Genomic DNA, 26,459 nt, shown 5'->3' with positions numbered 1-26,459 from the left:
AACGTCTACTGGCCGCAGGCAAATCCAAACTCACAGCGCTCGGTGCCCTCATGCGCCACATCATCGTCATCGCAAATGCAAGGCTCAAAGAGTACGAAAACAATCAATCAAGACTGACTTGATGAGGGGGGGGCGAAGCTAGCAATAGCATATTGGTGCCCCTTGCCAGAATCGAACTACCCACTCAAGAATAGTCATCCTCGTCATAGGTGTTGTCATTGTCCTGTTCGGCGCGCTCGGTGTTGGAGGAATAGAACACCGGCACGAACATGCGCATATAGACGAATTTTACCGTCCAGCCTTCGTCCTGCGCCTCTTTCCATTGTTTCTTGCGCTTCTTTTTCTTGCGAAACCTGGCGGCGATGGCCTTGGCCTCCGTGTGGCGGAAGCTGTCCGGTTGCAGGATGTTGTCCGGCGAACAAAGGGCGTAGCCCTTGGTATAGGCCGACGGCGGTCTGATATCTGTGGTCATGATGTTTTCCTGACATTACCCTGCATGCAGGAAGCGAATGGCCTCATCCCGGCGGTGAAGATAAAGAAGAACGCGCAAGTTCTGGCCACGCGGGCTGGTAAGCTCCGGGTCGCGGTCAATCATATAGGCGGCGTCCTTGCGGGCGATTTCCAGGAGGTCCGAATGGGCTTCGAGGCTGGCGATCTTGAAACCCGGCGTGCCGGACTGGCGGGTGCCGAGAACCTCGCCTTCACCGCGCAGTTTCAGGTCTTCCTCGGCGATCAGGAAGCCGTCTTCACTGTCGCGCAGGATGGAAAGTCGCGCCTTTCCGGTTTCGCCCAGCGGCCCCTTGTAAAGCAGAATACAGGTGGAGGCTTCGTCGCCACGTCCGACACGGCCGCGCAGCTGGTGAAGCTGGGCTAGGCCGAAACGTTCGGCATGTTCAATGACCATGATGGTGGCGTCTGGCACGTCAACACCCACTTCCACGACAGTGGTTGCCACCAGAAGCCGTGTTTCGCCATTCTTGAAGGCCAGCATGGCGGCGTCTTTTTCCGGTCCGCTCAAGCGGCCGTGAATGAGGCCGATCGGTGCATTGATGGCCTTTGAGAGAACGCCGTGGCGTTCCTCGGCCGACATCAGGTCGACTTCTTCTGACTCTTCGACCAGTGGGCAAATCCAGTAGGCCTTCTTGCCCTCTGCAATAGCGCTGCGCAGTCGGTCGATAATGTCGCCCAAACGTTCGGTCGGGATGGTCACGGTCTGGATGGGTTTGCGGCCGGCCGGTTTTTCGGTGAGCTTTGACACATCCATGTCGCCAAAGGCGGCCAGCACCAGCGTGCGGGGAATGGGTGTGGCAGTCATGACCAGCATATGCGGCGTGATGCCCTTGGCTGTCAGCCGCAGGCGCTGGTGGACGCCAAAACGATGCTGTTCATCGACCACGGCCAGCAGCAGGTTCTTGTAGTTGACGCTATCCTGAAACAGCGCATGGGTGCCGATGATAATCTGCGCCTCGCCAGAGGCAATGCGTTCCTCGATCGCCTGGCGTTCCTTGCCCTTGGTGCGGCCGGTCAGAACCTCAACCGTGATATTGGCCGCGGCAGCAAATCGCGAAATCGTGGCGTGGTGCTGGCGGGCCAGAATTTCTGTCGGGGCCATCAGCACGGCCTGTCCGCCGGCCTCGACCACCGTTGCCATGGCCATCAGCGCCACAAGGGTTTTGCCGGCACCGACGTCACCCTGCAACAGGCGCAGCATTCTGGTGTCACCGGCCATGTCTTTCAGGATGTCGTCGACTGCAGCCCGCTGGCTGTTGGTCATGGAAAAGGGCAGAGCGTGCAGGATGCCGGCGGCCATGTCCCCCTTCACGACCACAGGATTGCCCGCAACCTTGCGTAGCCTTTGGCGCACCAGGGTCAGCGAAAGCTGCCCGGCCAGAAATTCGTCATAAGCAAGTCTGCGCCGGCTGATCGACTGCGGATCGATATCCAGCCCATCGCGCGGGTCATGCAGCAGGCGGAAACTTTCTCGGGCGTCGTGAAAACCCTGCCGTACCATCAAGGTTTCATCAATCCATTCCGGCAGATCCGGCAGTCTGGTCACGGCATTATCAATGGCCTTGCGCAGCACCTTGGCGGAAAGACCTGCGGTCAGCGGATAAACCGGCTCGATCAGCGGCAGGTTTTCTGCTTCCGAGGCTTTGACCATGAAATCGGGATGCACCATGGAGGCGCGGCCATTAAACCAGTCGACCTTGCCGCTGATCAGAACTTCCTCGTCAATCGGCAGCGCCTTCATCAGCCAGCCACCCTTGGCATGGAAAAAGGTCAACGCCAGCTCACCGGTATCATCGTGAATGAACACGCGGTAGGGAACCGAGCGATTGCCGGGTGGTGGTGGCTGGTGGCGGTCCACACGTCCCTTGATGGTGACAATGGAGCCGGTTGGTGCCAGCGCAATTCCGGGCTGGTTTCTGCGGTCGATAACGCCTGACGGGGCGTGAAACAGCAGGTCGATAACGCGGCAGTCATCGGCATTTTCGCGGCCCAGCAACCTTGCCAACAGGTCGGCAAGTTTCGGACCGACGCCCGGCAGTGTCGAGATGGAGGCAAATAACGGGTCAAGCAGTGTTGGGCGCATGGCGGCAAAATCGGGGAAGGTGTCGTTCAATGCAAGAGCTGCCAGCAGATAAACAGCGTTTTTTCACCAGCAGTTTGCGGATGTGACGCAAATAAATGCACAAAACAGGTTCCCAAACGTTCCTGTCCTGTTCTATAGGAGATCGCAATATATAAGGCATGAATTGAAGGGCACGCTGGCAGTTTCGATCCGGTTGTTTTCCCGCAAAGTTCGGCTGTTCCTGTTGTCTGTGATAACAACTGACAACAGGGGTGGGAATGAAGCGGCAGATGGCATGACCGGATCGCGTATCGTGCACCCGTACAGGAAGGAAATACGATGACAGGACTGGTGAGAAGCAGCGTGGACCTCGATGAGCGTCGCAGACGGATCCTCTACCGTTGCTGGCATCGTGGTATCCGCGAAATGGATCTGGTGCTGGGCCAGTTTGCTGAGGAAAACATTGCCGATCTGACGGACGTGGAACTGGACGAGCTGGAAGTCATTATGAACGAGGAAGACAATGACCTCGTAAAGATGGTGACGGGCGCTCTGCCTGTGCCAGAACGTTTCCAGACACCGCTGTTTGAACGCATTGCTTCCTACCGGCCAGACTTCGATCCGGTCACCAACTGATCAGGCCGGTTACCAACTGATCAGGGCTCGCCGCATGAAACGGCTTCATGCGTCACGCTTTAACTGTTTGTTTTTACGCCTGTCGTTTCGCAAAAACCGTTCTGTTTTTCTGCGGCATGCGTCAAGTTTGTGAAGTACACGCCCATGATCCCCGGTTTTGACGCCAAGACAGTTCTTTCCTTCGATACATCCCTGACCATCGGCAATGTGCCGTCAGGCATGGAAGCGATCTTGCTTGCGGAGATGGCGCGCACCGGGCAATCCATCGCCTATGTGATGTCCGATGGCCAGCGCATGGCCGATCTTGAGCAGATGCTGGGTTTCGTTGCGCCTGACATTCCGGTGCTGACGCTGCCTGCCTGGGATTGCTTGCCCTATGACCGCGTGTCACCCAGTGCCGACACCTCGGCAAGGCGGCTGGCGGCATTGTCCGGCCTGATCAGCCACGGCAAGAAACCGCATCCGGCCATCGTTCTCGTCACCGTCAATGCCATGTTGCAGAAGATGGCGCCGCGCGACATCATTGAAAGTCTGGCGTTTTCGGCCAAGCCCGGCAACCAGATCCGGATGGATGACATTGCTGCACGGCTGGAGCGCAACGGTTTTGACCGTGTAGCGACGGTGCGTGAAGTCGGCGAATTTGCCGTGCGTGGTGGCATTCTCGACGTGTTCGTGCCCGGCACGGAAGAGCCTGTGCGCCTGGACTTTTTTGGCGATACGCTGGAAAGCATTCGCACCTTCGATCCGGCCAGCCAGCGCACCATTGGACAGGCGCGTTCGCTGGATCTCAACCCGATGAGCGAAGTGACGCTGACACCGGATACGATTGCCCGTTTCCGCAAGAATTACCTGTCGCTGTTTGGTGCCGCGACCCGCGACGACGCTCTCTATCAGGCCGTATCCGAAGGCCGCCGTTATGCCGGCATGGAACACTGGCTGCCGCTGTTTTACGAAAAGCTGGAAACGGCCTTCGATTATCTCGCGGGCTTCCGCATCGTCACCGACCATACGGCACGCGAGGCTGCGGCCGAACGTTCCAAGCTGGTGCTGGACTATTTTGAAGCGCGCCGCACCTCCGGCGAGACCAAGGGCGCAACGCAGGGCGCACCCTACAAGCCGGTATCCCCGGGCCAGCTCTACCTTGACGGAAAGGGCTTCGAGGCGACGCTGGAGGCCGTCAGCGCCATTCGCCTGACACCGTTCAATGAACATGATGTTGCCGGTCGGCCGGTTGCGACGCTGGATGCCCATACCGGGCCACGGTGGGCACGGCCCGTCACCGAAAATACCGATGAAGAGCGGGTCAATGTGTTTGATCTTGCCGTCAAGCACATTGCAGACAAGCGCGCCAAGGGCTGGAAGGTGCTGATTACCGGCTGGTCGGAAGGTTCTCTCGACCGCCTGTTGCAGGTGTTGAACGAACACGGCCTTGAAAAGATCAAGCCGATACAGGCGCTGAAAGAGGTAGACAAGCTCGGCAAGGGCGAGGCGGCGTCTGCGGTGCTGAGCCTTGAAGCCGGCTTTGAAACCGGCAATCTCGCTGTCATTGGCGAACAGGATATTCTCGGCGACCGTATGGTACGCCGCTCCAAGCGTCGCAAGCGGGCCGCCGACTTCATTTCGGAAGTGGCCGGTCTCGATGTCGGTTCGCTGGTCGTGCATGCTGAACATGGTATCGGCAAGTTCGTCGGGCTTCGCACCATTGAGGCTGCGGGTGCGCCACGTGACTGCCTGGAACTGCATTATGCCGATGATGCCAAGCTGTTCCTGCCGGTCGAAAACATCGATCTTCTGTCGCGTTACGGTTCCGATGCTGCCGAAGCGCAACTCGACAAGCTGGGCGGTGGCGCCTGGCAGATGCGCAAGGCCAAGCTCAAGAAACGCCTGCTGGATATGGCCGGCGATCTTATTCGCGTGGCGGCCGAACGCATGGTGCGCAAGGCACCGGTGCTGGTGGCGCCGGATGGTCTTTACGACGAGTTTGCGGCGCGTTTCCCCTATGATGAAACCGAAGACCAGCTGAACGCCATCGATTCCATCCGTGACGATCTTGGTCTTGGCCGGCCGATGGACCGCCTGATTTGCGGTGATGTGGGCTTTGGCAAGACAGAAGTTGCGCTGCGTGCTGCCTTCCTCGCCGCCATGAATGGCGTGCAGGTGGCGGTTGTCGTGCCAACCACGCTGTTGGCCCGCCAGCACTTCCGTACCTTCTCGGAACGTTTCCGTGGCCTGCCGATCCGCGTGCAACAGGCCTCGCGTCTTGTTGGTACTAAGGAACTGGCGCTGACAAAAAAGGAAGTGGCCGAGGGGAAGACGGATATCGTCGTTGGTACCCATGCGCTGCTCGGTCAGGGCATCAGCTTTGCCAATCTTGGCCTGCTGATTATCGATGAAGAGCAGCATTTCGGCGTCAAACACAAGGAACGTTTGAAGGAGCTGAAAGGCGATATTCACGTGCTGACTTTGTCTGCCACGCCTATTCCGCGTACCCTGCAGCTGGCGATGACCGGGGTGCGCGAATTGTCGCTGATCACCACGCCGCCGGTTGACCGCATGGCGGTGCGCACCTTCATTTCGCCGTTTGACGCGCTGGTCATTCGCGAAACGCTGATGCGTGAACATTACCGTGGCGGCCAGAGTTTCTATGTCTGCCCGCGCCTGGCTGACCTTGCGGACATTCATGCCTTCCTGCAATCGGATGTGCCGGAGCTGCGTGTTGCCGTCGCCCACGGCCAGATGGCGGCCGGTGAGCTGGAAGACATCATGAATGCCTTCTATGACGGCAAATATGACGTGCTGTTGTCTACCACCATCGTTGAATCCGGGCTTGATGTGCCGACGGCCAACACGCTGATCGTACACCGTGCCGACATGTTCGGTCTGGCGCAGCTTTACCAGCTGCGGGGTCGTGTCGGTCGTTCCAAGGTTCGTGCTTTCGCGCTGTTTACCCTGCCGGTCAACAAGGTGCTGACAACCATGGCCGAGCGCCGGTTGAAGGTGCTGCAGTCACTCGACACGCTGGGTGCCGGTTTCCAGCTGGCCAGCCATGACCTTGATATTCGTGGTGCCGGCAACCTGCTGGGCGAAGAACAGTCCGGCCATATCAAGGAAGTCGGTTTTGAACTCTACCAGCAGATGCTGGAAGAGGCGGTTGCCGAAGTGAAGGGCGATGACGATGTGCAGGAAAGCGGCTGGTCGCCGCAGATCTCGCTTGGCACATCGGTGATGATCCCGGAAAATTACGTGCCGGATCTGCATCTGCGCATGGGTCTTTACCGTCGCCTTGGCGAACTGACCGAGCTTTCGGAAATCGATGGTTTCGGTGCGGAGATGATCGACCGTTTCGGCCCATTGCCAAAGGAAGTGCAGCACCTGCTCAAGGTGGTTTACATCAAGTCGCTGTGCCGCACCGCCAATGTCGAAAAGCTGGATGCTGGCCCGAAGGGCGTTGTCGTGCAGTTCCGCAACCGCGAATTCCCCAACCCGGCCGGTCTGGTCGGGTACATCGCCAAGCAGGGCTCACTGGCCAAGATCAGGCCGGATCACAGCGTGTTCCTGACCCGCGACCTGCCGACGCCGGAAAAACGTCTGGCCGGTGCAGCCATGGTCATGACGCAACTGGCGGAACTGGCAAAGGGCTGAGAGACTATCGGGGCAGGGTGGCCAGCACCTTGCCTGCCCGGTCCAGCACTGTGCCATCAGGCGGCAGCAGAATGGCGTCATCCTCGACGCCTTCCTTCGGCGTCAGCAGCCAGGCATTTGGGTAACTGTCGCGGATTTGGCGCGGATTAAAGCGGACGAGGGTGCCGGCAGGATAGGTGTTTGCACCAAAACTTGTGTCTTTGGCCAAGCTTCCACTGCTGACTTCATAGAGTTGTTTGCGGTCGTCCAGCAGGATGCGCGGGCTTGCAATCTCCAGCCCGTCGACCAACACGGTCTTGTCACGTGGTATGTCCATCACCCAGCGATCGGTATCGGTAAAACCATCGGTGTAGACATTGCCGGTTGAGGTCCAGACCTCAGTGCCCGAAGGCAGGCTTATGCCATCTGCCGCATTGCCCGCCGCCAGCACACAGCGCTTGAAGGCTTTGACGCTGCCATCTTCATTCACGTCGAACTCTACTGGCGTTGCCGCCTTGCAGGTCCAGCCCTGCTGTTCGCTCGTGCCTTCGCCGACGACCTGCATATTATCCGGCGCAAAACCGGTGACATTGTAGCTGTCGTCATATTTTATGGTGATGTAACGATCGACAGCCAGCGCATTGATACCGGCAATCTCGACCGGATGCGGGAAGGTGGCGCGGCCGAATGATTCCAGTTTCTGGGCCGCCGCCAGGCGCAGTTTGGTGCCTTCGGGCATATCGATCTGGCCGATCCGCTCGCTGCTGGTCAGTGTCGGCGCAAAGTTATTCTCACGCTCCCTGTCCAGTGTGCGCATTTCCAGCGAGAAGGTCACAACGTGGTAGAGGGTGAACAGCGCTGGAAAGGTCGTCAGGCCATAGAGTGCAAACCAGTGGTTTGCCCAGGGCTTCTGGCTTTTGCGGAAAAACAGCAACCACACGGTCCAGACAAACCACACCAGAGTGGTGAGGAACAGCAGACCGACAATGACCAGAAATTCTACGGAAGGAAGTGCGACGGGTATCATGACATGCCAAGGTGAATTATGCGCTGACCCTCAACAGAGGGTATTGATGCACCTTGGTTTAAACGTCACGGCGTCTGATGGCCAGACCATCATAGGGCCAATGTCAACGGTGGGATTTGAACCCCGAAACTGTCATGGGTTTCGGGGCGCTGTGTTCAAAGCGAGCTTTCAGGCCTTGGTATCTGTGTCTTGGTTTTCCGGTGTGATCGCCAATGCGACGTTCTGATCGGCGGCAACCGAGCTTGGCAGCGGCGTGTGGCGCTGCTTTTCACGGATCAGCGTCAACATGCCGGAACCGATGATCAGCACGATACCACACAGCATCCACTGGTCGACATGGTCGCCGAAGATCAGATAACCGAACAGAATAGCCCACAACATCTGGCTATATTGAGTTGGGCCAATCACCGTGGCTGGCGCATATTGCGCGGCATACATCAACAGCACGTTGGCAAGTGCTGCAAACAGGCCGTATCCGGCGAGCCACAGCCATTGTTCGGCATTGGGTGGCTGGAAATCCGGGATCATGGCCAGACCACAGAGGAACAGCGTGCCGAGAACACCGGCGCCATAAAGCGAAATGTTCTTTTCCGACGGGCCCATGGCGCGGAAGATGACGATGGAGAGCGCACCGCTCAAGCCGCCGACGATCGCGCCGAGATGGCCGATCGACAGCTCACGGAAACCTGGGCGCAGAATGATCAATACACCGGCAAAACCGATGATGACGGCGGACCAGCGCTTGATGCCAACCTGTTCTTTCAGAAACACCACCGACATGATGGTGACGAAGGACGGTAACAGGAAGATCAGCGCAAAGGCTTCTGCCATTGAGAGGTGGGTAAAGGCGGTTACACTGCCAATGGCGCCCATGCCTGACGACACGAAACGAAGCAACCATAGCGGCCGGTTGGTGGTGCGCAGCACATCGCGCCACTGGTCTTTTCTTTTGCGCAGGAATGGAAGGGCAACCGTGCCGAACACGGCACCAAAAAATGCCGATTCGATCGGGGAGATTTGCCCCTCGATCAATTTTACGCTGGCATCGCTCCAAGCGAATGCGGCGAAGGACGCAAAGGCAATAAGAATGCCTTTCAGTGTGCTGTCGAACACAGGATCAAACTCGAGTTTTTAAGTGCGGGGAGTGCCGACAGCGGGAGGTCTGACGGTCAGTTCAATTCCCTATGAGCCTGCTCTTTGAGTTTTGCAATCTCTTTAAAAGCATTGACCAAAACATCCGCAGTTTGTGCACCGCTTATAGCGTACTGATGATCTACAATGAAAAATGGCACTCCATTGACGCCCATTTGCTGCGCTGCATCAATTTCAGCGACAATTGTGTCCTTGTCGGCGTCGGATGCCAGCAGCTTTTCAACCACCTTGCGGTCCATGCCAGCCTGCTCGGCAATGTCGAGAAGAACAGCGTGATCACCGACATTGCGACCCTCTTCAAAGTTGGCCTTGAACAGCAGGGAAATGACCTTGTCCTGCAATTCGCGGTTCTCGGAATGAGCCCAAAGTGCGAGGCGGTGTGCGTCCAGCGTGTTGGGGCCGATCTTGATGGCGTCGAAGTCGAAGGCAATGCCGACTTCCTTGCCGAGATCGGTCAGGATGCCGTGGGCCTTTTCAACCTTTTCCTTGCCGCCCAGCTTCTTTTCAAGCTCTGCCTTCTGGTCCACACCTTCTGGCGGGTAATCCGGATTCAGGCGGTAAGGGCGCCAGTTGATGTCAAAACCGATCTTGTCCTGCACTTCTGCAATGGCCAGATCCAGCCGTGCCTTGCCGAGGTAGCACCATGGGCAGACCACATCCGAAACGATATCAATAGTAAGCCGCAGCATGGTGTTTCCTTACGTCAATTTTGAAATATGCAGGCATTTATGCATTTCAACGCCGCCATTCAACCGGTTACCTCGACGTAACCGCCCGGTTTTGCCTCATGGCTCCTGGTCCTGGAAGGCATTATTGCCGGGATTATTGGGCGCGCCTGTTATTGAGCTCTATTGTCCCACCATACCGGTTTTTGATAGCCGAAAAGTGGCGTTACATCCGGTTTGCCGAGATGTTTCCAGTGGGCCACCCACTGCGCGCCAATGTAATAAAGCGGAATGACGTAGTGGCCTGACACCAGCAGGCGATCATAGCCGCGCACCGCGGCTTCAAAATCCTCGGTGGAGCGTGCCTGCAGCAGCGCCTCGATCATGCGGTCGATATCGGGGTCTGCCGCGCCGGCATAGTTGAAGCTGCCCGGCGCATCTCTGGAGGTCGAATCCCAGCGGTTATATTGCTCGATACCCGGGGACAGCGACGACGGGAACGAGCGGATGATCATATCGTAATCAAAATTGTTTGACCGGGCCTGATACTGACCGTCATCGACAGAGCGAATGGCCATGTTGACGCCAATCAGCTTCAGCGACCGCTGATAGGCCAGTGCAATGCGTTCCTGCGCCGGGTTCTGGGTCATCACCTCAAAGGCCAGTTGTCTGCCATTGGCATCGACCATGCGGCCACCGGTGATCTTGTAACCGGCCTCCTGCAGCAGATCGACGGCCTTGCGCAGCACCTTGCGGTCGGCGCCCGAACCATCGCTCACGGGCATCATATAGGTTCCGGCAAGTATTTCTGGTGACAGGCGCTTGGCGGCATCGCCGAGCAAGGCCAGTTCCTTTTCATTGGCCGGGTTGCCATAGGCACCCAGCGATGAATTTTGCCAGTAACTCTGGGTGCGACTGAAGGCGCCACCGAGAATGTTGCGGTTTAGCCATTCAAAATCCAGCACGTAGGACAGGCCTTCGCGCACCTTTTCATCGGCGAAGATAGGCTTGCGGGTGTTGAACACGAAACCGAACATGCCAGAAGGCAGGCGCGGTTCGAACACTTCTTTCAATATGTCGCCACGGTTGGCGGCGGGGAAGTTGTAGGCGCTGCCCCAATGCGACGAATCGGCATTGCCATTAATGGCATCACCTTCCGGATACATGTCGATATCGCCCTTTTTGAAGGCTTCGAACATCGAATTGACCTGCAGGAAATAGGTAATGCTGATTTCGTCGTAATTATCGAAACCGACCTTGGACGGCACATCCTTACCCCAATAATTGGGGTCGCGTTCCCAGATGATCTTTTCACCCGGGCGCATCGACTTTATCTTGTAGGGGCCGGAACCGACAACCGGGCCAAGGCCTGCCTTTTCAAAGGTTTCCGCATCGATGGCGTGTTTGGGCAGGATAGGGGTCGATGAGGCGAGAATCAGCGGTGTTTCGCGATTGGCCTTGTCGTTAAAGGTAAAACGCACGCCGTGTTCGCCAACTTTTTCCATTTTTTCCACCGCGGTCAGGCGGTTGTTGAAAGGAGGGCGGCCCTTCTCCTTCAACAGTTCAAGCGTGAACATCACGTCTTCAGGTGTTACCGGCTTGCCGTCCTGCCAACGCGCCTTTGGATTGAGGTTGAACTGGGTGTAGGTGCGCTCGTCGTCCCATTCGACACTTTCGGCCAACAGGCCGTAAAGCGAGAAGGGTTCGTCATTGGACCGTTGCATCAACGGTTCATAAAGCAGGTTGCCGAAATCAGGGTCCCACACGCCGCGTGCGGTGGTGCGCATGCCCCTCAAGACAAAGGGATTGAGGCTATCGAAGGTACCGACCACGCCATAGGCAATCTTGCCGCCCTTTTTAACGTTCGGGTTCACGTAAGGGAAGCTCTTGTAATCTGCCGGAAGGGCAGGTGTGCCGTGCATGGAAATGCCATGGACAGGTTCGGCCAGCGCTGCGCTGCTGAGCAGCAAGGCCGGAATGACAGCCATCAGGCATCTGCGCATTTCAATCTCCTATGCGGAAGTCGGTTGTCTGATTCCTGCGGAATTTACCACAGGCGTCGGTCTACAGACATGAATGGTCGGGAAATCTTAAGGCAGTCGTCAAAATTCTTAAAGAAATGCTGGATATCGACGCATTCGACATGTAACAGGTGTGCCAGAATTGGTGGGTCACGCATTTGCCTCAATTGAAAGACAGTTGAACAGGTAAGCGGATCGCGCCAACGACGGGCATAGGTTCAAAACTGACCCGACCGAATTTCAGGAGACGGAACTCTTATGATGTACAAGGCAAACAAGTTCACCCGGACAGCACTGTCCGCTCTCGTTCTTTCCATTGGCGCCGTTTCCGCCCCGGCTGTTTCCCAGGCTCAGCAGGCTGCGGCTCCGGCTGGCGCACCGCCACTCGGCTGGTTCAAGACTTGCTCCAAGCAGGAAGACAACGACGTTTGCGTCGTTCAGAACGTTGTTCTGGCGCAGAACGGCCAGATGATCACTGCCGTTGGCCTCATCAGCGTTACAGGCAAGGTAAACCGCAAGATCCTGCAGGTTTCCGTGCCGTCCGCACGTCTTATTCCTCCTGGCGTTATGATGCAGATCGACGGCGCCAAGGGCGTTCAGCTTGATTACGCAGTTTGCCTTCCAGACAAGTGCACCGCTGAAGTACCACTGACAGATGCGATGATCGCCAGCCTGAAGAAGGGCAACGAAGTGGTCTTTACATCGATCAACTTCCGCCGCGCACCAAACCCGATCAAGATTGCCCTGAACGGCTTCACCGGTGCTTATGATGGCGAAGCAATCTCGCAGTCGCAGTTGGCTGAAAGCCAGCGCACCCTGCAGGAAGGCATGCAGAAGAAGGCTGAAGAGGCTCGCAAGAAGCTCGAAGCCGCTCAGGAAGCTGCAAAGACTGCACCTGCACAATAATTCGTTTCGCAAGAGACAGAAAAAACCGGCCCCTGTGGCCGGTTTTTTTATGCGCGTTTTTTGGGGTGGGGAGCGTTGGGAGGGGTTATGCTTCCCCCGCGCGCCCACAAAAAAACCGGCCTGGGAGGCCGGTTCTGTTGTGTTTAGTGCGACATGATCGGCTTGGGTTTCAAGTGGCCGCCGGAATCCGTATCGAAGATCCTGGTGATGTTGGGATTGCGCAGAGGCTTTCCACTATCGTCATGGATCAGATTCTGTTCCGAAACATAGGCGACATATTCCGTGTCATCGTTTTCGGCCAGCAGGTGATAAAAGGGCTGGTCGCGTTCGGGACGGATTTCTGCCGGTATCGAGTTCCACCATTCTTCCGTATTGGAAAATTCCGCATCGACATCAAAGATAACGCCGCGGAAAGGAAATATCCTGTGACGAACCACTTCTCCGATCGTGAATTTTGCATTTCTTTGCTTCATGGCTGAAACATCCTTTCGAAGAATAATTTGGGACGTCTTGCTGCAGATATCAAGTGTTTATGGTTTTTGGCCCTTTCATGCGTCGCCCGATTGGCGCTGTTGCAAGAATAACGCCACTCATGACAAGAACGATCCCTATGGCGTGATAGGTTTCGAAAGTTTCGGCAAGAAATAGCCAGGCCAGCACGATGGAAATTGGTGGCATGATGTAGAGCGTCACACCGGCCGTGGTGGGTCCAAACACCCGCACCGTATGGGTAAAACACAGGAATGCCGCTAGTGAAGCGATGAGAATGATGCCAGCCATCTTCATCCAGGCTGTGGCAGTAACCGGCAGGCTGCCGCCTTGCGCAAATTCCACCACCGTAATTGGCAGCAGCACCAGGGCGCCTGATGCGGCAATCAGACCAAACAGGCTGAAGGACTTCAGCTTGTTGACGGCAGGTTTGCGCAAAAGCAGCGAATAGACCGCAAAGGCAATGGCGGCCGTCAGGATACCGAAATCGCCAAGGTTGAAGTTGAGATGCAGTAGGGCGTTGATATCACCCTTCAGCACAATGACGGTCACGCCGGCAAAAGCGATGATCATGCCGGCAACTTCCAGCGGGCGTATCGGCCGGTTCTGGAAGAAACGCTGGAAGATGATGATGAACAGCGCCGATGTCGTGTAGATCAGCGTGCCGTTGGCAGCGGATGTGTAGTTCAGCGACCAGTAGACGACGCCACCGCAAATACCCATGCCGAGAAAACCGATGACCAGCCACAACATGCTGTTGTTGCGCACGAAGTCGATGCAGGCCTTGCGGTCGGCATAAACGAAGGGCGCCATGATGAGAGCCGATGCGGTCCAGCGAATGAAGGCGGTGGTGAAAGGGGCGACTTCGCCAATCACGCCGCGGCCGAAAATGATGTTGGTAGCGAAACACAAGGGCGCAAGAAGGAAGATGACCCAGTCTAACAGCCGGGGTTGCGAGGTTTCTGCGCTCATGTCTTGTATTCCACTTCAGGCAATGTCTGGCCATACCGCCAGTTCGCGTGTCGGTCTGTGCGACCCACGAATAAGAATTGAATTGATGCCATAAAAAACGGCGGCCCGTGAGCCGCCGCTTAAAAAAGAAATGCGCCAGCAGAGCCAGCGCATATCCATTATCAAGCCGAGTAGTACATGTCGAATTCGACTGGATGCGGGGTCATTTCGAAACGCATGACTTCCTGCATCTTCAGCTCGATGAAGCTGTCGATCTGGTCGTCATCGAACACGCCGCCAGCCGTCAGGAACTTGCGGTCCTTGTCGAGGCTTTCAAGCGCTTCACGCAACGAGCCGCAGACGGTTGGGATCTTCTTCAATTCCTTTGCAGGAAGATCGTAGAGATCCTTGTCCATTGGCTTGCCAGGATGGATCTTGTTCTTGATGCCGTCGAGACCAGCCATCAGCATTGCTGCAAAACCGAGGTACGGGTTCTGTGTCGGGTCCGGGAAGCGGACTTCAACGCGCTTTGCCTTCGGGTTGGAGCCGAATGGAATACGGCACGAAGCAGAACGGTTACGAGCGGAGTATGCCAACAGAACAGGCGCTTCATAACCAGGTACCAGACGCTTGTAGGAGTTGGTTGTCGGGTTGGTGAAGGCGTTGATGGCCTTGGCGTGCTTGATGATGCCGCCGATGTAGTACAGGCAGCTTTCAGACAGACCTGCATATTCGTCGCCAGCGAAGGTTGGCTTGCCGCCCTTCCAGATGGACTGGTGAACGTGCATGCCCGAACCATTGTCACCGAAGATTGGCTTCGGCATGAAGGTTGCGGTCTTGCCGTAAGCGTTGGCAACCTGGTGCACGACATATTTGTAGATCTGCATCTTGTCGGCGCTGTGAACCAGCGTGTCAAACTTCACACCAAGTTCGTGCTGGGCAGATGCCACTTCGTGGTGATGCTTTTCAACGACAACGCCCATTTCCGAGAGAACCGTGAGCATTTCGGAACGCATGTCCTGCAGGCTGTCGATTGGCGGAACAGGGAAGTAACCACCCTTGACGCGCGGACGGTGGCCGAGGTTGCCTGTCTCATAATCGGTGTCGTCGTTGGACGGCAGCTCGGAAGAATCAAGCTTGAAGCCGGTGTTGTACGGGTCGGCCTTGTACTTGACGTCGTCGAAGACGAAAAATTCTGGCTCGGGGCCAACGAAAACCGTGTCGCCGATACCGGATGCCTTGAGGTAGGCTTCTGCCTTCTTGGCAGTGCCGCGCGGGTCGCGGTTGTAGGATTCACCCGAGACAGGGTCGAGAATGTCGCAAAGGATGACCATGGTGGACTGTGCGAAGAATGGGTCCATGTGAACCGTCGCAGGGTCGGGCATCAGAACCATGTCGGATTCGTTGATAGCCTTCCAGCCGGCAATAGACGAGCCGTCGAACATTACGCCATCGGCAAACATGTCTTCGTCAACACAGACAACGTCCATGGTAACGTGTTGCAGCTTGCCCTTGGGGTCCGTGAAGCGCAGATCGACGAACTTTACGTCGTTGTCCTTGATCTGTTTCAAGATATCATTTGCAGTCGTCATTTTAAGGTTTTCCTTGAGTGTGGGATGACGAGGTGGCGATTTACCTGAGCCAGTTTCCGGACTCAGGTGCTTTTTTATATGGCGTCAACGCCCGTTTCACCTGTCCGGATACGGATGACTTCTTCTACATTCGAGACGAAAATCTTGCCGTCACCGATACGGCCTGTCTGGGCCGCATTTCGTATTGCTTCGATCACTGCATCTGCATTTTCGTCAGCCAAAACAACCTCGACCTTCACCTTGGGCAGAAAGTCGACGACGTATTCAGCACCGCGATAAAGTTCGGTATGGCCTTTTTGGCGACCGAAGCCTTTTGCTTCAGTTACAGTTATTCCCTGAAGACCGACTTCCTGAAGGGCTTCCTTCACTTCGTCGAGCTTGAAAGGCTTAATGATCGCTTCGATCTTTTTCATTTGAAAATATCTCTCCGCTTCTCCCGTTAAAGCAGGGTCTGCCCGCCTCCCGAACAGAATGCACATAGCATGCCAAATTGAAACGAAGATTTTGTATTTTTTCTCAAAAAAGCATCCAACGAATGTAGTTTGACCTGATTTGCATCAAAAAACAGCACTGTTTTGCCAAAAATGGTGCGTTAATGTGTCATTATTTCGTATTTTCCATATGAATTTTCGCCGGTTTATATTTTGCTAATTGCATCGTCATTTGATGAAAATATAGTCAATTGCGTATAATTTGGGCGAGGCGGCCTGCCTGTTTTATGCACATTGATTTGGCAGCCAAATTGCTATCAATATTCAGCATGAAGTTTTCCGCTCGCCATTGCCTTTATAGCCCGTCCGCCATGACTGCCATCGACAAGGATGCTGCCGATAGCGGGCTTTCCTCCTATGCGCTGATGGAGCGGGCAGGGCAGGCGATATCCGCACTGGTGCTGCGCCATTACCCAGAGGCTGGGCGTTACATCGTGCTGTGCGGGCCGGGCAATAATGGTGGCGATGGTTATGTGGCGGCGGCCGCCCTTGCTGCCTGCGGTGCTGCACCGCTTGTTTTTCATTTGGGTGGTCAGGACAGGCTCTGCGGTGATGCGCGGCGCGCCATGCTGGCTTGTCCCATCAACAGCAAACCGATGGAAAGCTATACGCCTGAAGTCGGCGATGTGGTTGTTGATGCGTTGTTTGGGGCCGGATTGTCACGTGACGTGCCGGAAACCGTGGCCGCGCTGTTTGAAACGATCAACGGGCTACAGTTGGATGTGGTGGCTGCGGACCTGCCGTCGGGTGTCTGTGGCCAGCGTGGCACGATTTTGGGCGCTGCGCTGAAAGCTCGCCACACCGTAACCTTCATGGCGCTCAAACCCGGCCATCTGCTGATGCCGGGTCGGGAACTGGCCGGCGAGATCGAAGTGTTTGATATTGGCATTCCCCAGCGCATTCTGGAGCGACATAGCGACCGGCTGGCGCAAAATGATCCACTGTTCTGGCAGGACCATTTGGCGCATCCCGGTTCTGCTTCGCACAAGTTCACACGCGGTCATCTGACGGTATTTTGCGGGCCGCAATATGCCACTGGTGCTGCAAGGCTTTCGGCGGGTGCCGGTTTGAAAACCGGCGCTGGCCTTGTGACCGTTGCAGCACCGTCCGACGCCCTGCCGGTTCTGGCTGCGACGCTGACCGCAGTGATGCTGACAGCAATCGACACTGTGCAGCATCTGCAGGACTGGCTAACAGACAGTCGTCATGCGACATTTGTCATCGGTCCCGGTTTTTCGGATCTGCAGAAGATCCGCCAGTTCGTGCCTGAATTGGCCGACAAGGCACTGGTGCTGGATGCGGATGCGATTACTGCCTTTCGTGATGAGACGGATTTGCTGTTTGAGGTGTTTGCCAAAGCGCAGGCACCACGGGTGATGACGCCACATGGGGGTGAGTTTGCCCGGCTGTTTCCCGACATTGCCGCCGACGATCACCTGAGCAAGGTTGAGAAGGCGCGGGCAGCGAGCGCCCGTTCGCATGCGGTTGTGATCTACAAGGGTGCCGATACGGTGATTGCCGCGCCGGATGGTCGGGCACTGATCAATGCCAATGCGCCGCCCAATCTGGCGACGGCCGGTTCCGGTGATGTGCTGTCGGGCATTGTTGGCGGCCTGCTGGCTCAGGGCGTGCCAGCCTTTGAGGCGGCGGCAGCGGCAGTATGGTTGCATGGTGAGGCGGGGCAGAGGGCCGGTCACGGCAGTACGGCAGAAGACATTCTGGCCGCCGTCAAACCCTATTTGTAATGCGCCTTATCGTTGTTTTCATTTGCGGCTTTTGCCGCTCTGCCCCTGTTGGTGTGGCCCATGTCAATCTGGGCCAATTCAGTATGTCAGGTTTAGTGCGGGCCGGACATGAAGGCAATCGGTTCCTTGCGCAGCGATGACACGACAATCTTGCGTTCCGCACGCTCCTGCTGCGGTGAACGATTGTAGATTTCGCGATAACACTTCGAAAAATGCGATGCGGAGACAAAACCGCAGGCAACGGCCACCTCGACCACCGGCATGGCCGACTGCACCAGCAGATGGCGCGCCCGGTCAAGGCGGATTTCAAGGTAATAACGGGCTGGTGAGCGGCCCATTTCCTGCCGGAACAGTCGCTCCACCTGACGGCGGGACAGATCGGCACCATCGGCAATATCAAGCAGCGACAGCGGTTCGGACAGATTGCTTTCCATCAGTTCGATGATCGACAGCACCTTGCCGTTCTGTACGCCCAGCCGGGCCCGCAGCGGCAGGCGCTGGCGGTCACGCGGGTTGCGCACCCGGTCAGTCAATTGCTGTTCGCAGACGCGGTTGACGAGGTTGTCTCCAAAATCCTGTCCGATCAGGTTCAGCATCATGTCCAGTGAGGCCGTGCCACCGGCGCAGGTGTAGATGTTGCTGTCGACCTCGTAGAGGTCGGCATAGACCTCGACCTGCGGGAAGTTTTCCGAAAAGCCGGGCAGGTTTTCCCAGTGGATCGCGCAGCGCTTGCCATTCAGCAGGCCGGCCTGTGCCAGAATATGGGCGGCGGTACAGAGGCTGCCGACCGAGATTCCGCGGTTATAGGCCTCGCGCAGCCAGGCATTCACGGACTTGTTGTGATACTGCTCTATATCGATGCCCGAACAGACGATGACCATGTTGGAGCGCTTGTCACCACTCAGATTGCGACGCTCGTCGGCGAGCGAGGTATCGACGTCAAGAGAGATGCCAGCGGAGGACTGGACCTTCAGCCCGTCAGCGGAGGCCAGCCGCCATTCATAGGCATCATAGCCCAGCATTCTGTTGGCTATTCGCAATGTCTCAACTGCGCCCATGAAGGGCAGCATCGTAAATTGAGGAACGAGAAAAAAGACTATCGAGCGTTTTTTCGGGCCGATTTTGCTCATAGTGTCCATGCTCCGTTGCGAAAGCACAATTCCTTGCTTGGAAACCTTGAACTGGATATCCAGTTTGCGACATTATAATAGCAAACCACGCCAATGAGCGACAATTTTTAATTTTTATGCGGCCAAATTATACAGGCAAAATGCAACGCATCCAAAATAGGCAGCGGCGAGATTAAAATCGCGCCTTGAGAGTTCATTTTGCAGGCATTTCCTGCATTTTATACTCAGGATATTTGATGAATGGCAGATTGCCGCTGTCTGCATCTTTCACGCGAGAAACTTGATGCTTCTCAATTTGGCACAACGGGCCGGATTGCGTAAATGCGACATGGGCAATTGGGTTGCGCGCGAGGAGATGATTGGGGTGTTGAGTGAGCAGACGTCGATTGTTGCGTCTTCGGAGCTCTCGGCGTCATCCTAGGGAAAAGCCCTATGATGACGAAGGTCGGGTGAGGCTGTGTGCGCCCTAGCATCTGCAATCATCGGCCGAAAGCCGCTGAACCGTTTCTGGCCGATGATGTTGCCGTCGTTAAGACAGGCAATCCTTGATCGAGGTGGCGATGCCGCGCATCAGGTCGAAATAGAGCGATGGGCCTTCCTTGAAGGTTGCTGCTTCCGGATCCAGCGTTCCCGACTTGGCGTCAGTGCCTTCGGTCACGACCCTGACCAGCTTCGGTTCAAACTGCGGTTCTGCAAACACGCAGGTCGCATTGAGGCTCTTGATCTTGTCGTGGATCTGGCGCACGCGGTCGGCACCGGGCATGGTTTCCGGGCTGACGGTGATGGAGCCGGCAACGCGCACCTTATAGCGGTGTTCGAAATACTGGTAGGCATCGTGGAACACCACGAATGGCTTGTCCTTCACAGGTTCAAGCGTCGTAGCAAGCTCGGTGTCGAGCTTGTCGAGGTTCTCCATCAGCTTCTTGGCGTTTTCCTGATATTTGGCGGCATTGGACGGGTCTGCCTGAATAAGCGTCGTTTCAATGGCAGCGGCCATGGCCTTGGCATTCATCGGGTCCAACCACAGATGCATGTCATATTCGCCGTGGTCGTGGCCAGCGTGATCATGACCTTTCTCGGCCTCGTGGGCGTGTTCTCCGTCCTTGTGTTCACCTTCTTCATGGGCGTGGTCGTGACCTTCATCCCCATGGGCGTGCTCACCGTGACCTTCATCACCATGGTCATGGGCTTCAAAAGCGCCGCCTTCACGGAATTTCAGCTTTTCCAGACCCTTGGCATCTTCCAGTTCAATGACCGTTGCCTTGGTGGCCAAAGCCTCAAGGGGCTTTTCCAGGAAGGCTTCCAGACCATGGCCAACCCAGAACACCACATCGGCGTCTTGCAACGTCTTGGCGTTGGAGGGCTTCAGACTATATGTGTGCGGGGAGGCTGCGCCTTCAACGATGAGTTTGGGTTCGCCAACACCGTCCATGACCGCCGCGACCAGTGAATGAATGGGCTTTATCGACACAACGACATTGGGGGCAGCCATGGCGCTGGAATAGCTGAAAACGCTGGCAGACAGGCAAAGCAGGGCAGTGATTGAACGCATGTTGGACCTCTTGCAGACAAATGTAATGTTATTACATATATTGATGTGATGCTATAACGTATGCAATAAGCATCTGCAACAACGACTTTGGAAAAAAAACGAATGCTCCATACTCCCGGCAAAAACGACAACAGGCTGGTGCACCTTCATGGTGCCGGCATTTATCGCGGCAATCGCTGGCTTGTCCGCAATGTCGGCTTTTCGGTCGGGCGGGGGGAGATTGTCACGCTGATCGGCCCGAATGGGTCTGGCAAATCCACCACGGCAAAAATGGCGATCGGTGTGTTGAAACCATCGGAAGGCCGGGTGGAGCGCACCCGCGATCTGAAGATCGGTTACGTGCCGCAAAAGCTGTCCGTTGACTGGACAATGCCATTGACTGTGCGGCGGCTTATTACCCTGACTGGCAATCTACCTGCCAAGGAGATTGACCGGGCGCTGGATGCGACCGGCATTCTGCATCTGTCGCGGGCCGAGGTGCAGCATCTCTCGGGCGGGGAGTTTCAGCGTGCGCTGCTGGCGCGTGCCATTGCCCGCAAACCGGACCTGTTGGTGCTGGACGAGCCTGTGCAGGGGGTGGATTTCGCTGGCGAGATCGCGCTGTATGACCTGATTAAAAACATAAAGAAAACAACCAACTGCGGCATTCTGCTGATTTCGCATGATCTGCATGTGGTGATGGCTGAAACCGATACGGTGATTTGTCTCAACGGCCATGTGTGCTGCACCGGCACGCCACAGGCGGTTAGCCAGAGCCCGGAATATATGCGGTTGTTCGGCACGGCTGCGGCCAAGACGCTTGCGGTTTATAGCCACCATCACGATCATACCCATCTGCCGGATGGGCGTGTGCAGCACAGTGACGGTTCGATAACCGAACATTGCCATCCCGATGATGGCCATCATCATGACGGCCACCATCATGGTGAGCATGACCATGCCCATCATGACCAGGCCCACACACATGCCCATGACGATGGTTGCGGCTGTGGAAACCACGATCACGACCATAGTCATGGTGAGGGTCACGCCCATAACCACGACCATCAGCATCAGCAGACTGGCGGGAGCCACAAACATGTTTGACGACTTTTTCATCCGGGCAATCGTGGCTGGTCTCGGCATCGCCTTGATGACCGGCCCTTTGGGCTGCTTTGTCGTCTGGCGGCGCATGGCCTATTTCGGCGATACGATGGCGCATTCGGCACTGCTGGGCGTGGCACTTTCACTGATGTTTGAACTCAATCTGATTGTCAGCGTGTTCATCGTCGCCACGCTGGTGTCGCTGCTGTTGCTGTTCCTGCAACGCCGTCAGGCGCTGTCCGCCGACGCGCTGCTTGGCATTCTCTCGCATTCGGCGCTGGCCTTCGGTCTGGTGCTGGTCGCGTTCATGACATGGGTGCGTATTGACCTGATTGCCTTCCTGTTCGGTGACATTCTGGCGGTCACGACAAGCGATATCCAGATGATCTGGGGCGGCGGTATATTGGTGATCTGCGCGATCATCTATCTGTGGAAACCGCTGCTTGCTTCTACCGTCAACGCAGAACTGGCAGAAGCGGAAGGTTTGAAGCCGGAGCGCACCAAGCTGTTTTTCATGCTGCTGATGGCGCTGGTGATTGCTATTGCCATGAAGATTGTCGGTATCATGCTGATTACGTCTCTATTGATCATTCCGGCGGCGGCGGCACGGCGCTTTTCGTCTACACCGGAAATGATGGCGATTTTTTCCGCCCTGATCGGCATGGTGGCGGTGATTGGTGGCCTGTTTGGATCACTTCACTTTGATACGCCGTCCGGACCGTCAATCGTGGTTGCAGCGGTGGTTCTTTTTGTTCTAAGTCTGCTGCCGGCGCCCGGCAGAAACCGCGATGCCCGTCCATTGAATGAAGGAGGTTCATCATGATTACTCCAGCGCTGACCAAAAACCAGACGCTTGTGTTTGAAACGCTGTCCGGTTCGCAAGGGCCACTCAGTGCCTACAACATTCTGGACAAGCTGCGTGACCATGGTTTCCGTGCGCCGTTGCAGGTGTATCGCGCGCTTGAAAAGCTTGTGGAATTCGGGCTGGTACACCGGCTGGAAAGCCTCAACGCCTTCGTTGCCTGTGCACACACCCAGACCGATTGCTGTTCATCGCACCATGGAACCGTGGCGTTTGCCATTTGCAATTCCTGTGGTCAGGTCAGTGAATTCCATGACCATGAGATCGACCATCGCCTGCAGACCTGGGTCAACGGCCAGAAGTTCAAAGCGGAAAAGACCACGATCGAAATTCGTGGGCTTTGTGAGGCCTGTGCGGCCTGAGGCTGCGGGAGCGGTGCATTGACCATACGGATAGCGCGCCCGTCTGACGCTGCCATTCTTGCGGCCATTTCGATCGAAGTTTGGCGGGGTACCTACCTCAGGCGCGGTGTGAATGCGTTTTTTGCCGACTACGCGCTGACTGAATTTACTGCCGCGCGGTTTTCTGCGCTGCTGGAAAATCCGAAAGAACATATCTGGGTGTCGGAAAACGAGGACGGCTTGGACGGATTTATCCGGGTCAGTGAAGGGCAGGTGGCACCGGTTGCCAACTGCTCAACAACCGAAATATCTACCCTCTATGTGCAGCCGCGTCATCACGGCAAAGGTATTGGATTGCTGTTGCTGGAACAGGGGCTGGCGTTTGCGCGCCAGTCCGGCAGCGCTTCTGTATGGCTGACGACAAACTCCGAAAATGCCCCGGCAATCGGCTTTTACCTGAGACAGGGGTTTGAAAAGGTCGGAACCACGGATTTCCGTATTCAGGATCAGGCCTATAGGAACGACGTGTTAAAGCGCGTCCTTTGATGGCTGTGGTGGCCTGACAAAGTTCAGATCTCGTGCAAGTCTTTCGCAAACCGCTTCCAGTTGCCGATATATTTCTGCGCCGAGAGTTTCAGCCCGGCAATGGCATCATCATCAAGTGTACGAATGACGCGGGCAGGTGAGCCGACAATCAGCGAATTGTCATGAAATTCCTTGCCTTCGGTGATCAGTGCATTGGCGCCGACCAGGCAGTTCTTGCCGATCTTTGCACCGTTGAGAATAGTCGCGCCCATGCCGACCAGCGAGTTGTCGCCAATGGTACAGCCATGCACGATGGCGTGGTGGCCGATGGTGCAACCTTCACCGATGGTGGCAGGAAAACCGGGGTCGCTATGGACCATCACGCCTTCCTGAATGTTGGTGCCGGCACCCACTGTGATCGGTTCGTTATCACCGCGCAGCGTGGCGCCAAACCAGATGCCGACATCGTTGCCCAGCGTTACCAAGCCAATGACATTGGCATCCGGCGCCACCCAGTAGCGGTCAGCGTCCGGCAGCGTTGGTGCGTTGTCGCCAAGGCGGTAAATCGGCATGATGTTTCTCCTCCCACATATCTCCCGAAACATGAAACGGTTTCGGGATTAGGCTGTTTTCGTGACGGATCAGGCGACCTTGACGGTCAGTGTGCCGATGCCATCAACACCACATTCCATCACGTCACCGGCAACGACGCCGCCAACCCCGGCCGGCGTTCCGGTCATGATGACATCGCCGGGCACAAGCACAAACAGCTTGGACAGTTCAGCAATGATCTCAGGCACTTTCCAGATCATCTGGTTGAGATCGCCAGACTGGCGGCGTGTGCCGTTGACATCAAGCCAGATAGCGCCCTGATCGAGGTGGCCGGCGTCAGTTGCAGCAACCAGTGCCGAGACCGGTGCAGAGGCTTCAAAGGCCTTGGCTGCTTCCCATGGGCGCGACATCTTCTTGGCAACGTCCTGCACATCACGGCGGGTCATGTCGATACCGACAGCATAACCCCAGACGCAATCCAGCGCGTCTTCAACGGCAATGTTTTCGCCGCCCTTTTTCAGCGCAACGACAAATTCCACTTCGTAATGCACGTTTGATGACAGTGACGGATAGGGAAAGTTCTGACCTGCGGGCAGCAGGTTATCGGCGTTCTTCTGGAAAAAGAACGGCGGCTCGCGTGACGGATCATGGCCCATTTCAATGGCGTGGTCGGCATAGTTGCGGCCAACGCAATAAACGCGGCGTACCGGAAACACGCTGTCCGTTCCGGCAACAGGCAAGGTCACCGGCTTGGGTGCGGGGATAACAGTCTCAGCCATGGAAATGTCCTTCCGAAAGGAGTTGCCCGAAGGGTGGGGCAAAGGGGCGGGGTGTCTAAATGCGAAGCAGAATAATCGGGCAGGGATCTCCGGCCTTCAATGGCGGGGCGTTGGGCGGGCGCACAATCAATGCGTGGGAATTGGCCAGCGTCTTCATCATCGATGAATCCTGCTTGTCGAAATTTTTTGCCACCAGCGTACCATCGTCACGGATGGTCAGCGTGGCACGCATGTAATCCTGCCTGTGGTCGTTGGCCTTAAGGTCGGTTTCGGTCACGGCCTGAACCTCGCGACGGCGCAAAGGCGTGCGCGCCAGTTTCTGCACCAGAGGCTCCAGAAACAGCAGGCTGCACACCAGACTGGCAACTGGGTTTCCGGGCAGGCCAAGCACCTGCATGGTGTCGATGGCGCCGACCATCAGCGGTTTGCCGGGGCGCATGGCAATGCGCCAGAAATCCAGCTCCATGCCCTTGGCCTTGAGGCTGGCCTGCACCAGATCATGATCACCGACCGATGCACCGCCCAGTGTCACCAGCACGTCGGCCTTGGCGGTTATGGCGCGCTCGATGGCTTTGCCGATCAGTTCCTTGTCGTCGCTGATAATGCCGAGATCCAGCACCTCTGCACCGGCGTTGCGGGCAATAGCCGCCACACCAAAGGTGTTGGAGGCAATGATCTGATCGCTTTTTGGCACGCTGCCCGGCTGCACCAATTCGTCACCGGTGGCAAGAATGGCAACCAGCGGCTTGCGATAAACACGCAGTTCCGCATGGTTCATGCCAGCGGCAACCGTCACATCGGCAAAGGACAGCAGTCGGTCTTTTTGAAGAACCACTTCGCCTTCCATGAAGTCCTGGCCCTTTGGGCGGATATGGCGATCCCTGACCACGTCGAACGTGCTGCGGATCTGATTATTATCCAGCAGGTCGGCATCTTCCTGAATGAGAATGGTGTCGGCGCCTTCAGGCACCGGTGCGCCGGTGAAGATCCGCACCGCCTCACCCTTGCCTACCGTGCCGTCAAAGGCGTGACCAGCCGACGCCGTGCCGATGACGGTCAGGACCGAACGGAGTTGAGGCGCGTCTTCGGCCCGCAGCGCATAACCATCCATGGCGGAGGAATTGAACGGAGGCTGGGTCAGCCGGGCAGTGACATCTTCACCGAGAATACGTCCATCAGCAGAGGCCAGCAGCACCGATTCCGTTTCAAGGACAGGCTTTGCGCGCGACAGCAATCGGTCCAAAGCGTCTTCTACTGGCAGCAATGACACGTCTAGTTCTCCTGACGTTTATAGTCCCCGGATTTTCCGCCGGTCTTTTCAGACACGACAATGCCGCCAATTTCCATAGCCTTATCGACCGCCTTGGCCATGTCGTAAATGGTAAGGCAAGTCACGGACACGGCGGTCAGCGCCTCCATTTCAACACCGGTCTTGCCGGTCAGTTTGACGGTGGCGCGCACGCGCAGGCCCGGCAGATCATCGTCTTCGGTAATGTCGACGGAAACCTTGCTCAGCATCAGCGGATGACACAGCGGAATGAGATTGGACGTCTGTTTGGCGGCCATGATGCCGGCAATGCGGGCGGTGCCAATGACATCGCCCTTCTTGGAATCACCCTCGCGGATGATGCGCAGGGTCTCCGGCTGCATGCGCACATAACCCTCGGCGCTGGCGACACGAACGGTTTCGTTCTTGTCACCGACATCAACCATATGCGCCTCGCCGGAAGCGCTGATATGGGAGAGTTTGTCACCTGCGTTCACGAG

General features: G+C 56.5%; 24 protein-coding genes. 8 read left to right on the top strand and 16 right to left on the bottom strand.

Annotated elements, in window-relative coordinates; genetic code table 11:
* Nucleotides 1-184 precede the first annotated feature (184 nt).
* The gene (locus tag HGO37_RS23620; RefSeq protein ID WP_250985505.1) at nt 185-472 is read right to left on the bottom strand and encodes a hypothetical protein; all 288 of its coding nucleotides are present in this window, start codon (nt 470-472) and stop codon (nt 185-187) included.
* Nucleotides 473-487: 15 nt separating this feature from the next.
* Complete coding sequence (recG, locus tag HGO37_RS23615) at nt 488-2,593, bottom strand: ATP-dependent DNA helicase RecG (RefSeq protein ID WP_250985512.1); 2,106 nt, start codon at nt 2,591-2,593, stop codon at nt 488-490.
* Nucleotides 2,594-2,911: 318 nt separating this feature from the next.
* Here recG and HGO37_RS23610 point away from each other — a divergent pair, with 318 nt between their 5' ends.
* On the top strand, nt 2,912-3,208 hold the full coding sequence (locus HGO37_RS23610; protein ID WP_250985504.1) for a succinate dehydrogenase assembly factor 2: 297 nt from the start codon (nt 2,912-2,914) through the stop codon (nt 3,206-3,208).
* A gap of 144 nt (nt 3,209-3,352) precedes the next feature.
* Nucleotides 3,353-6,850 carry a transcription-repair coupling factor gene (mfd, locus tag HGO37_RS23605; protein ID WP_192490971.1) on the top strand — a complete coding sequence of 1,166 codons (3,498 nt, stop codon included), beginning with the start codon at nt 3,353-3,355 and terminating at the stop codon, nt 6,848-6,850.
* 4 nt (nt 6,851-6,854) lie between these two features.
* Here the strand turns inward: mfd and HGO37_RS23600 are convergent, their stop codons facing one another.
* The 4 genes from HGO37_RS23600 to HGO37_RS23585 form a co-directional block, all read right to left on the bottom strand.
* Complete coding sequence (locus tag HGO37_RS23600) at nt 6,855-7,856, bottom strand: hypothetical protein (protein ID WP_250985503.1); 1,002 nt, start codon at nt 7,854-7,856, stop codon at nt 6,855-6,857.
* A gap of 168 nt (nt 7,857-8,024) precedes the next feature.
* Nucleotides 8,025-8,969: a DMT family transporter gene (locus HGO37_RS23595; RefSeq protein WP_250985502.1), complete on the bottom strand. Its 945-nt coding sequence runs from the start codon at nt 8,967-8,969 to the stop codon at nt 8,025-8,027.
* A 56-nt stretch (nt 8,970-9,025) separates the two neighbouring features.
* Nucleotides 9,026-9,697 carry a DsbA family oxidoreductase gene (locus tag HGO37_RS23590; protein ID WP_250985501.1) on the bottom strand — a complete coding sequence of 224 codons (672 nt, stop codon included), beginning with the start codon at nt 9,695-9,697 and terminating at the stop codon, nt 9,026-9,028.
* A 149-nt stretch (nt 9,698-9,846) separates the two neighbouring features.
* On the bottom strand, nt 9,847-11,676 hold the full coding sequence (locus HGO37_RS23585) for an extracellular solute-binding protein (RefSeq protein ID WP_250985500.1): 1,830 nt from the start codon (nt 11,674-11,676) through the stop codon (nt 9,847-9,849).
* Nucleotides 11,677-11,952: 276 nt separating this feature from the next.
* Between HGO37_RS23585 and HGO37_RS23580 the strand changes: the two genes are divergently transcribed.
* Nucleotides 11,953-12,600 (top strand): invasion associated locus B family protein, encoded by a 648-nt coding sequence (locus HGO37_RS23580; RefSeq protein WP_192490976.1) that lies wholly within the window; start codon nt 11,953-11,955, stop codon nt 12,598-12,600.
* Between the two features lie 143 nt (nt 12,601-12,743).
* Here the strand turns inward: HGO37_RS23580 and hspQ are convergent, their stop codons facing one another.
* From hspQ to HGO37_RS23560, 4 genes are all read right to left on the bottom strand, one after another.
* Nucleotides 12,744-13,073, bottom strand: a complete 330-nt coding sequence (gene hspQ / locus HGO37_RS23575; protein ID WP_192490977.1) for a heat shock protein HspQ — start codon at nt 13,071-13,073, stop codon at nt 12,744-12,746.
* A gap of 49 nt (nt 13,074-13,122) precedes the next feature.
* Nucleotides 13,123-14,061 (bottom strand): DMT family transporter, encoded by a 939-nt coding sequence (locus tag HGO37_RS23570; protein WP_192490978.1) that lies wholly within the window; start codon nt 14,059-14,061, stop codon nt 13,123-13,125.
* A 161-nt stretch (nt 14,062-14,222) separates the two neighbouring features.
* On the bottom strand, nt 14,223-15,632 hold the full coding sequence (gene glnA / locus HGO37_RS23565) for a type I glutamate--ammonia ligase (protein ID WP_192490979.1): 1,410 nt from the start codon (nt 15,630-15,632) through the stop codon (nt 14,223-14,225).
* Nucleotides 15,633-15,706: 74 nt separating this feature from the next.
* Complete coding sequence (locus HGO37_RS23560) at nt 15,707-16,045, bottom strand: P-II family nitrogen regulator (protein WP_007753933.1); 339 nt, start codon at nt 16,043-16,045, stop codon at nt 15,707-15,709.
* 347 nt (nt 16,046-16,392) lie between these two features.
* Between HGO37_RS23560 and HGO37_RS23555 the strand changes: the two genes are divergently transcribed.
* Nucleotides 16,393-17,868 (top strand): NAD(P)H-hydrate dehydratase, encoded by a 1,476-nt coding sequence (locus HGO37_RS23555; RefSeq protein ID WP_250985499.1) that lies wholly within the window; start codon nt 16,393-16,395, stop codon nt 17,866-17,868.
* A 92-nt stretch (nt 17,869-17,960) separates the two neighbouring features.
* On the opposite strand, the gene HGO37_RS23550 is transcribed toward HGO37_RS23555, so the two are convergent.
* Together HGO37_RS23550 and znuA are read right to left on the bottom strand one after the other, a co-directional pair.
* Entirely contained in the window at nt 17,961-18,998 is a 1,038-nt protein-coding gene (locus HGO37_RS23550) for a GlxA family transcriptional regulator (protein ID WP_250985498.1), read from the bottom strand.
* A gap of 529 nt (nt 18,999-19,527) precedes the next feature.
* Nucleotides 19,528-20,550 (bottom strand): zinc ABC transporter substrate-binding protein ZnuA, encoded by a 1,023-nt coding sequence (znuA, locus tag HGO37_RS23545; RefSeq protein WP_250985497.1) that lies wholly within the window; start codon nt 20,548-20,550, stop codon nt 19,528-19,530.
* Nucleotides 20,551-20,652: 102 nt separating this feature from the next.
* On the opposite strand from znuA, the gene HGO37_RS23540 reads away from it, so the two are divergent.
* Genes HGO37_RS23540 through HGO37_RS23525 form a run of 4 tightly spaced genes read left to right on the top strand, consistent with a single transcriptional unit; the run spans nt 20,653 to nt 23,382 of the window.
* Entirely contained in the window at nt 20,653-21,636 is a 984-nt protein-coding gene (locus HGO37_RS23540; RefSeq protein ID WP_250985496.1) for an ATP-binding cassette domain-containing protein, read from the top strand.
* The gene (gene znuB / locus HGO37_RS23535; RefSeq protein WP_250985495.1) at nt 21,629-22,456 is read left to right on the top strand and encodes a zinc ABC transporter permease subunit ZnuB; all 828 of its coding nucleotides are present in this window, start codon (nt 21,629-21,631) and stop codon (nt 22,454-22,456) included. The genes HGO37_RS23540 and znuB overlap by 8 nt, the downstream gene beginning before the upstream one ends.
* A complete protein-coding gene (gene zur / locus HGO37_RS23530) occupies nt 22,453-22,857 on the top strand; it encodes a zinc uptake transcriptional repressor Zur (protein ID WP_192490985.1) in 405 nt (134 codons plus the stop codon). The genes znuB and zur overlap by 4 nt, the downstream gene beginning before the upstream one ends.
* Before the next feature lie 18 nt (nt 22,858-22,875).
* Nucleotides 22,876-23,382 (top strand): GNAT family N-acetyltransferase, encoded by a 507-nt coding sequence (locus HGO37_RS23525; protein ID WP_250985494.1) that lies wholly within the window; start codon nt 22,876-22,878, stop codon nt 23,380-23,382.
* Between the two features lie 23 nt (nt 23,383-23,405).
* Here the strand turns inward: HGO37_RS23525 and HGO37_RS23520 are convergent, their stop codons facing one another.
* The 4 genes from HGO37_RS23520 to moaC form a co-directional block, all read right to left on the bottom strand.
* Entirely contained in the window at nt 23,406-23,933 is a 528-nt protein-coding gene (locus tag HGO37_RS23520) for a gamma carbonic anhydrase family protein (protein WP_250985493.1), read from the bottom strand.
* A 69-nt stretch (nt 23,934-24,002) separates the two neighbouring features.
* A complete protein-coding gene (locus tag HGO37_RS23515) occupies nt 24,003-24,692 on the bottom strand; it encodes a fumarylacetoacetate hydrolase family protein (RefSeq protein WP_250985492.1) in 690 nt (229 codons plus the stop codon).
* A gap of 55 nt (nt 24,693-24,747) precedes the next feature.
* Complete coding sequence (locus HGO37_RS23510; RefSeq protein WP_250985491.1) at nt 24,748-25,962, bottom strand: molybdopterin molybdotransferase MoeA; 1,215 nt, start codon at nt 25,960-25,962, stop codon at nt 24,748-24,750.
* Between the two features lie 2 nt (nt 25,963-25,964).
* Nucleotides 25,965-26,456: a cyclic pyranopterin monophosphate synthase MoaC gene (gene moaC / locus HGO37_RS23505; protein ID WP_192490989.1), complete on the bottom strand. Its 492-nt coding sequence runs from the start codon at nt 26,454-26,456 to the stop codon at nt 25,965-25,967.
* Between the last annotated feature and the right edge of the window lie 3 nt (nt 26,457-26,459).

This window comes from Rhizobium sp. CG4, from assembly GCF_023701965.1.
Classification (GTDB): domain Bacteria; phylum Pseudomonadota; class Alphaproteobacteria; order Rhizobiales; family Rhizobiaceae; genus Agrobacterium.
This window is presented reverse-complemented; position numbering and strand designations above follow the sequence as displayed.